Here is a 7,689-nt window from a genome sequence, read left to right on the forward strand (position 1 = left end):
GACCGACCTCGGGCGCCGGCTGGTCGCCGCCCACGGTCTGGCGGCCGCGCCCGGGCACGCCGCCCCGGTGGGCGTCCCCGAACTGGCCCGCTACCTCGCCCGGCACGGCGACCCGGTGCTGACCACCACGGGCGGCCCGGAGATCCCCGGTTGCGTGACCCGTCCGCTGGTCGATCCGGTCCCGCTCAGCCTGGTCGGACTGGTGCACCGTCCGGACCTGCGCCACCCCGGGCTGGCGGCACTGCGCACGGCCGCGGCCGGGCTCGGCGCCGACGAGGGGTGGCTGCGCCGCCCGCCCGGCAGCTGGCTGCCGGACGAGGATGCGGCGCTGCTGCCGCGCTGACCCGGCGCACCGGCGGCATCGGCCTGCTCGGGGCGGTGGTGCGGTGGTGCGCCGATCGGAGGGGCGCCGAACGGCCGCGGGCTGGGCGGCCCCCCCGCCGGCAGGGTCGGCGGGGGCGTGGCCAGGTGGTGCGGGTGCTGCGTCAGGCGGCCTTGACGGCGGAGATGTCGAAGGTCAGCTTGACCTTCTCGCCGATCAGCACGCCGCCGGTCTCCAGCGCCGCGTTGTAGGTCAGGCCCCAGTCGGTGCGGTCGACCGTGGTGCGGCCCTCGAAGCCGACCCGGTTCGCGCCGTACACATCGGTCGCGTGCCCGGTGAAGTCCAGGTCGAGAACGACCGTCCGGGTGGTGTCCTTGATCGTCAGGTCGCCGGTCATCCGGTACGTCCCCTCGCCGATCCGCTCGGTGGACGTGGAGCTGAACCGGATCTCCGGGTACGTCTCGGCGGCGAAGAAGTCGCCGGTCCGCAGGTGCTCGTCGCGCTGCGCCTGGTTGGTGTCGACGCTGGCGACCTTGATGACGAGCTCGGCGCGGGACTTGGCCGGGTCGGCGCCGTCCAGGTGCAGCGTGCCGTCGTACTCGGTGAACTCGCCGCGGACGTTCGTCACCATGGCGTGGCGGACGGCGAAGCCGATCTGGCTGTGGGTCGGGTCGATGCTGTAGTCGCCGGTCAGGTGGGCGAGGTCGGGGCCGGCGACCGGGGTCGCGGTGGCAACGGTGGTGGTGGCGGTGTCGTTCTTGCGGCCGAAGATGCCCATGACGTGTCTCTCCCGGGGTCGGAAGCCATTTGTTTAGGCTTCAACTTGTTGGCTCCACCATAACCCCATCTGGTTCAAAGTTCAACCACTTCTCGCGACGAGTTTCCACAGCGGCGTGTCCGGAGGGCCGAGAGCCGGGCCGCACCCGGGTCGGACGCCGGGCCGGGAGGGGGCCGCACGCCGGGCGGGACGCGGTGTCCGAGCGCCGGACTAGGGTGGACGGACCGGTCCCGAGCAGCGGAGGGAGCACCGTGTACGCGCTCCACGCGCACTGGCTCGGCGGCGGCCGGCTCGCGCTCTGGGCCGAGGACGCCGCCGCCTACGGCGCCCACCGCCCGACCGCCGCACCCCCGCCCGGCCGGCCGGCCGCCCACCCCTACGCCTGCCCCGCCGACGCCGCCGCCCGGCTGCTGGCCGGCCTCGGGCCCGGCCCCGCCTGGCTGGCCGGCCAGGCCGCCGAACGCTGGGCCACCCTGCGCCTGCCCTCGCACGGCGGCGCCCCCACCCCCTCGCCCCAGCTCCCGGCCGGGGCCGTCCGCCAAGGGCTCGCCCTCACGCCCTGGCGGGTCCCCGCCCTCGTACTGTCCGGCCCGCACACCGCCCAGCTGCTCGGCGAACTCTTCGACCCGCACGCCGCGGCCGCCGTCAGCTCGCCCGACGACGGTCCGCCGGCCGAGGTCGCCTACGGCTCCTCGCTGCGCTGGCTGACCGCCGTCCACGACCTGGCCTGGCGGCTGGTGGGCCGCGGCCGCGTCCTGCCCGCCGTCCGGGAGCACGACGGCATCCCGTACGCCCGCTGGCATCCCGCACCCGAGCCCGCCGACCGCGCCGAGGCCGCCGCCCTCGCCGCCGGCTGCCCGCCGGTCTGCCTCGCCGCCGGATTGCCCGCCGGCCCCGACCGGCCCACCGCGGACTCCCTGCTCGCCGACGTCCTCGACACCCTGACCGACCTGGAGGCCCGGGCCGCCCTCGCCGCGACCGGGGCCGCCGCCGAGACCCGGACCGACCCGGCGCCGACCGCCGGGGAAGGCCCCGCGGCGCACTGGTTCCATGCCCTGCACACCGCCGACGGCAGGCTCACCGCCCACCCCGACGGCCTCCCCGAACGGCTTGCCGCCTGGTACGCCGGCGCCCCCGCCGACCCCGCCGGCCGGCTCTTCCTCCGCCTCTCCGAGCCGCTCGGGCCGTCCGACGACGGCCCGGACGGCCTGCCCGACGACGACGGCTGGCGGATCGACCTGCTGCTCCAGGCCACCGACCGCCCCTCGCTGCTGGTCGAGGCCGCCGAACTGCGCGAGCGCGGCCCGGCCCACGCGGCGCTCGCCCGGATCGTGGACCGGCCCGAGGCCGTGCTGGCCGCCGAACTCGACCGGGCCGCCCTCCTGCACCCGCCGCTGCGCGAACTCGCCCGCCGGGCCCGGCCCACCGGACTTCGCCTCGACCGGGCCGGTGCGCTCGACTTCCTCCGCGACGGCGCCCCCGTCCTCGCCGACGCGGGCTTCGGCATCCTGCTGCCCGCCTGGTGGGAGCGCCGGCCCCGCCTCGGCCTCGCCCTCACCGCCCACAGCGGCACCCCGGGCGCCGTCGAACAGCCGGCCAGGATCGACCGCGACGGCGTCGTCGCCTTCGAGTGGCGGGCCGCCCTCGGCGACACCCCGCTCACCCCCGAGGAACTCGCCGAACTCGCCGCCGCCCAGCAGGGACTCGTCAGGCTGCGCGGCCGCTGGGTGGAGGTGGACACCGCCCGGATCGGCGCCGCCCTGTCCTTCCTCACCCGGCACGCGAACGGCGTGATGGCCGCCGCGGACCTGCTGCGCCTGGCCCTCGACGACACCGCCCGGGTGGCCGGTCTGCCGGTCACCGCGGTGCACGCCGACGGGCCGATCGGCGACCTGCTCGCCGGCCGGGCCGGCGCGGGCCCGGCCGCCGTCCCCGCCGCGCCGCCCGGCTTCACCGGCACCCTCCGCCCCTACCAGCAGCGCGGTGTGGCCTGGCTGCACGCCCTCGGCCGGCTCGGCCTCGGCGCCGTGCTCGCGGACGACATGGGCCTCGGCAAGACCGTGCAGACCCTCGCCCTGCTCGCCCTGGAGCACGCCGAGGGAGCCACCGGCCCCACCCTGCTGGTCTGCCCCACCTCGATGGTCGGCACCTGGGAGCGGGAGGCCGCCCGGTTCACCCCCGGGCTCCGCGTCCGCGTCCACCACGGCCCGGAACGCGGTGGCCCGGCCGACCCGGCCGCCGGGGCCGATCTGGTCCTGACCACGTACGGCACCGTCCAGCGGGACGCCGGGCGGCTGCGGGCGGTGCACTGGCGCCGGATCGTCGCGGACGAGGCCCAAGCCGTCAAGAACACCGCCACCGAACGCTCCCGGGCCCTGCGCTCGCTGCGCTCCGGACCGCGGATCGCCCTCACCGGCACCCCGGTGGAGAACCGCCTCGCCGAACTGCACGCCGTCCTCGACCTCACCAACCCCGGCCTGTTCGGCAGCGCCGAGGCATTCCGGGAGCGGTTCGCCGTGCCCGTCGAACAGAACGCCAACCAGGCCGTCGCCGAACGGCTGCGCCGGCTGGCCGGGCCGTTCCTGCTGCGCCGGACGAAGGGCGACCCGGCGATCGCCCTCGACCTGCCCGCCAAGCAGGAGTTCACCGTCCCCTGCACCCTCACCGCCGAACAGGCCGGCCTCTACCAGGCGGTGGTGTCCGACCTGCTCCAGCGCCTCGCCGGGATCCGCGGCGTGGAACGCAAGGGCGCCGTCCTCTCCGCCCTCGGCCGGCTCAAGCAGGTCTGCAACCATCCGGCCCAACTGCTCCACGACCGTGGGGAGCTGGCGGGCCGGTCGGGCAAGATCGACCGGCTGGAGGAGCTGCTCGGGCAGGCCCTCGCGGCCGGCGAGCGCACCCTGGTCTTCACCCAGTACGCGGAGTTCGCCGGCCGGCTCGTCCCCCACCTCGCGGAGCGGCTCGGCACCGAGGTGCTCCACCTGCACGGCGGCGTTCCCCGAACGGCTCGCGAACGGCTCGTCGAGCGCTTCCAACAGCCGGACGGGCCAGGGGTGTTCGTCCTCTCGCTGCGGGCGGGTGGCACCGGGCTGAACCTGACCGCCGCCACCCAGGTCGTCCACCTGGACCGCTGGTGGAACCCGGCCGTCGAGGACCAGGCCACCGACCGCACCCACCGGATCGGCCAGCGCCGCGCGGTGCAGGTCCGCCGGCTGGTCTGCGTCGGCACCGTCGAGGAGCGGATCGCCGAACTGATCGACGCCAAGCGGACCCTGGCCGGCGCGGTGGTCGGCCCGGGCGAGCAGTGGCTCACCGAGCTCTCCGCCGACGCCCTGCGCGACCTGCTCGCCCTCTCCGCCGACGCGACGGGAGTCCGACCGCGATGACCGGTACCCCAGCGGACGCCGCCGGCGCACCCGGCCGCGGGCCTGCTGCTCCCGTGACCCCCACGCCCGAGGGCTTCTGGGACGGCGACTTCACCCTCGGGGTGGAGGACGGGGACGCCCGCGCCGCCGCTCCGGCGATCGAGGGGCTCGGGCGGTCCGGCATCACGATCGGCGGCCGCGACCTGGCGGTCCTGCTCGCACCGGCGTACCGCCGCTTCACCGGGACCGGGTCGGCCCCGGGGTCCGGCCGGGACTGAGGGCGGCCGCCCGGGCCCGGTGCGAGGGCGGCGGTCCGGCCCGGTGCCCCGCAGCGGGGTGCCGGCGAAAACCGGGTGCGGCGGACCGCCGGGCGGCGCCAGGGTGGTGCCCGTCAGGCTGGGCGCCGCCGGCGTGGGTGGCGACGAAGCCGCGGCTCGACAAACCCGCGACTCGACGAACCCACGGCTCAGGGACGGAACCCACGGCCCAGGAAGGACGGACGGGTGAACGGCAGTCTCCCCGCCACGGACCACCACCGCGCCGACCGCGGCCTGTGCGCCGACGGCACGATCGCCCGGGAGGGCGCGCTCGACCGCGTGCCGCCGGCCTTCGTGCCGCTGGTCGCCGCTGCCCGAACGGCGATCACCGGGGCGTACGGCGAACCGTCGAGCGGCGCGCCGGGTGACCCGGCCGGGCCCGTGCTGCACAGCGCGTACCTCTACGGGAGCGTCCCGCGCGGCACCGCCCGGCCCGGTGCCTCCGATCTCGACCTGCTGATCGCGCTGCACCGGGAGCCCACCTCCGCGGACCGGGCCACCGCCCGGGCGGTCGAGGGCGACCTCGACGGCCGGTTCGGCGTCGTCGACGGGGTCGGCATCCTGCTGTTCGCCGCCGAGGCCCTGCTCAGCGAGCTCGAACGGCACGACCTCGGGTTCTTCGTCGCCTGCCTCTGCACACCGCTGCTGGGGGAGGACCTGGGCACCCGGCTGCCGCGGTACCGACCCACCGCGCTGCTGGCCCGGGAGACCAACGGCGACCTCGCCCTGCTGCTGCCGCAGTGGCGCCACCGGGCCGACGCCGCCGGCACTGCGGACGAGCGCCGCCGGCTCTGCCGCGGCGTCGCCAGGCGGCTGGTGCGCACCGGATTCACCCTGGTCATGCCGGACTGGGGCGGCTGGACGAGCGACCTGCGACGCTCCGCGGAACTGTGCGCGGCCCGCTATCCGGCCCGCGCCGGACAGCTGCGGCTCGCCGCCGACGCCGCCCTCGCTCCGTCGGCGGACCCGGCCGTCCTCGAGATGCTCATCGGCGACCTCGCCCCCTGGCTGGCCGCCGAGTACACGGCCGTCCACGGCCCGAAGGCCCCGCGGCCGTGACCGGTGGAGTCCGTGCCGGAGGGGCGCCCGCCGGGCGACGCGCCGATTGCAGCTGTTAGCGGCGTGCTTGCAATTGCAAGCACGGTCGTGCACGCTGAGGGCATGGCCTCACTGAACGTCGGCTCGCTCGGCGAGTACATCCGGGAGCAGCGCCGCACCGCGCAGTACTCGCTGCGGCAGCTGGCGGAGGCCGCCGGAGTGTCCAACCCCTACCTCAGCCAGATCGAACGCGGCCTGCGCAAGCCGAGCGCGGAGATCCTCCAGCAGATCGCCAAGGCGCTGCGGATCTCCGCGGAGACGCTCTACGTGCAGGCCGGGATCCTGGAGGAGCGCCGGGAGGAGGGCCTGGAACTGCGGGCCGCGATCCTGGCGGACCCGTTGATCAACGAGCGGCAGAAGCAGGCGCTGCTCGCGGTCTACGACGCCTTCCTCAAGGAGAACCGGGAGGGCGCCGCCGACCCGGCCGCCACCCCGCCGCCCTCCGCCGCGCCCGCCGACCCGACGGCCGCCACGGCCGCCGAGGCCTGAGCCGGCCGCCGACAGACCACCGAACGCACCGAACGCCACCGGGAGGACCGGTCATGCCGATCACCGACGACATCAAGAAGTCCCTCAGCGACCCGACCCCGCTCTACGCCCTCGCCGGCGCAGGCGACCTCGCGTACGAGAAGCTGCGCGAAGTGCCCGGCAAGGTCGAGGCGCTGGCCGCCGACCGCAAGGGCACCCAGGAGAAGGCGACCGCCCGGCTGCAGGAGGCGCAGGCCAAGCTGGTCGAGGCGCAGGGCCGGGTGGCGGAGACCGTCAGCACCCTGCCGACCGACCTGAAGGTGCTCCAGGAGAAGGCGCAGACCTTCGCCCTCCAGCAGGTCGGCCGGGCCGCCGAGTTCGCCGTGAAGGCGAAGGAGGTCTACGACGAGCTGGCCGTGCGCGGCAAGTCCGTCGTGGAGAAGGGTCAGAACGAGACCGCCGGGGCCGCCGCGGGTGAGCCCGACGTCATCGACGTCGAGGTCACCGAGGTGGCGATCGACGCGGACGCTGACGGGGCTGCGGATGCCTCCGCCGCGGAGCCGGCCGAGGAGTCCGCTCCTGCGAAGAAGTCCGCGCGGGCCCGCAAGAGCACCGGGAAGTAGTCCGGGAACCGCCGCCGGGGTGCCCGGGCGCGCCGCGGGCGGCCCGGGCGCAGGTGCCCGCGGCCTCCCGGGCCGGATTGGCGGGCGGCCCTGCCGGGCACGTCCGAGGTAGTCGGAACGTTGTCCCCGACGTGGACGGTCCGCCGTGCCACGATGGGCGGCGGTAGGACCGAGGCCGCAGTGAGGAGTCCGGAGTGTCCCACATCCTGCTGTTCGACGTGCTGAACCCCTTCTGGTGGCTCGCCACGGCGATCATCTGCTTCAAGCTGTTCGCCTTCGTCGACGCAGCCGTCCGCCGCGAGGACGCCTACCGGGCCGCGGACAAGAAGACCAAGTCGTTCTGGCTGATCGTGCTGGGCCTGGCGCTCGGCACCGACCTGCTGCTCGGTGCGAATGTGCTGGGCAACTTCCTCACGCTCATCGGGCTGGTCGCGGCCATCGTCTACATGGTCGATGTCCGCCCGGCGATCAAGCAGCTGACCGGTGGGGGCGGCAAGCGGCGGGACATCGGCCCGTACGGCCCCTGGTAGCCGACCGGCCCGGCGGCCCGGCAGCGGGCAGGTCCGGTCGGCAACACCGTGCACTGAAACCGAAGGAGGCGGGGCCCCCCCCGGGGGGGCCCCCCCCCGGGGTTCGGGGGGGGGCCCGCACACCCCAAAGGCGGGGGGGGGGGTGGGGGCCCAGGGCACCACGCCGCCCGGGGCGGGGGACGCACCCC

At 76.1% G+C, this 7,689-nt stretch carries 7 protein-coding genes and 1 pseudogene; 7 read left to right on the forward strand and 1 reads right to left on the reverse strand.

All coding sequences use genetic code 11. The annotated features are described in order from the left end of the window. A pseudogene (locus ACFV0G_RS30315) lies at positions 1 to 343 on the forward strand (LysR family transcriptional regulator); the annotation flags it as partial. Positions 344 to 485: 142 nt separating this feature from the next. Here the strand turns inward: ACFV0G_RS30315 and ACFV0G_RS30320 are convergent. After that, on the reverse strand, positions 486 to 1,100 hold the full coding sequence (locus tag ACFV0G_RS30320) for a YceI family protein (protein WP_380554964.1): 615 nt from the start codon (positions 1,098 to 1,100) through the stop codon (positions 486 to 488). A 251-nt stretch (positions 1,101 to 1,351) separates the two neighbouring features. Here ACFV0G_RS30320 and ACFV0G_RS30325 point away from each other — a divergent pair, with 251 nt between their 5' ends. The 6 genes from ACFV0G_RS30325 (at position 1,352) to ACFV0G_RS30350 (ending at position 7,501) form a co-directional block, all read left to right on the forward strand. Further along, entirely contained in the window at positions 1,352 to 4,486 is a 3,135-nt protein-coding gene (locus tag ACFV0G_RS30325; protein ID WP_380554966.1) for an SNF2-related protein, read from the forward strand. A 53-nt stretch (positions 4,487 to 4,539) separates the two neighbouring features. Continuing rightward, positions 4,540 to 4,743 (forward strand): hypothetical protein, encoded by a 204-nt coding sequence (locus tag ACFV0G_RS30330; protein WP_380554968.1) that lies wholly within the window; start codon positions 4,540 to 4,542, stop codon positions 4,741 to 4,743. A 225-nt stretch (positions 4,744 to 4,968) separates the two neighbouring features. Then, positions 4,969 to 5,841, forward strand: a complete 873-nt coding sequence (locus tag ACFV0G_RS30335) for a nucleotidyltransferase domain-containing protein (protein WP_380554970.1) — start codon at positions 4,969 to 4,971, stop codon at positions 5,839 to 5,841. 102 nt (positions 5,842 to 5,943) lie between these two features. Then, the gene (locus tag ACFV0G_RS30340) at positions 5,944 to 6,369 is read left to right on the forward strand and encodes a helix-turn-helix domain-containing protein (RefSeq protein WP_380554972.1); all 426 of its coding nucleotides are present in this window, start codon (positions 5,944 to 5,946) and stop codon (positions 6,367 to 6,369) included. Between the two features lie 53 nt (positions 6,370 to 6,422). Then, the gene (locus ACFV0G_RS30345) at positions 6,423 to 6,971 is read left to right on the forward strand and encodes a hypothetical protein (RefSeq protein WP_380554974.1); all 549 of its coding nucleotides are present in this window, start codon (positions 6,423 to 6,425) and stop codon (positions 6,969 to 6,971) included. Positions 6,972 to 7,174: 203 nt separating this feature from the next. Further along, complete coding sequence (locus tag ACFV0G_RS30350; protein ID WP_380554976.1) at positions 7,175 to 7,501, forward strand: DUF2516 family protein; 327 nt, start codon at positions 7,175 to 7,177, stop codon at positions 7,499 to 7,501. The last annotated feature ends 188 nt before the right edge of the window (positions 7,502 to 7,689 follow it).

Origin of the sequence: Kitasatospora sp. NPDC059571 (assembly GCF_042735675.1) — a bacterium.
Lineage (GTDB): Bacteria > Actinomycetota > Actinomycetes > Streptomycetales > Streptomycetaceae > Kitasatospora.

Bases quoted from the DNA above. Each gene is read 5' to 3' on its own strand.
- ACFV0G_RS30320 (WP_380554964.1), bottom strand. From the start codon at position 1,100: ATGGGCATCTTCGGCCGCAAGAACGACACCGCCACCACCACCGTTGCC.
- ACFV0G_RS30340 (WP_380554972.1), top strand. From the start codon at position 5,944: ATGGCCTCACTGAACGTCGGCTCGCTCGGCGAGTACATCCGGGAGCAG.
- ACFV0G_RS30345 (WP_380554974.1), top strand. From the start codon at position 6,423: ATGCCGATCACCGACGACATCAAGAAGTCCCTCAGCGACCCGACCCCG.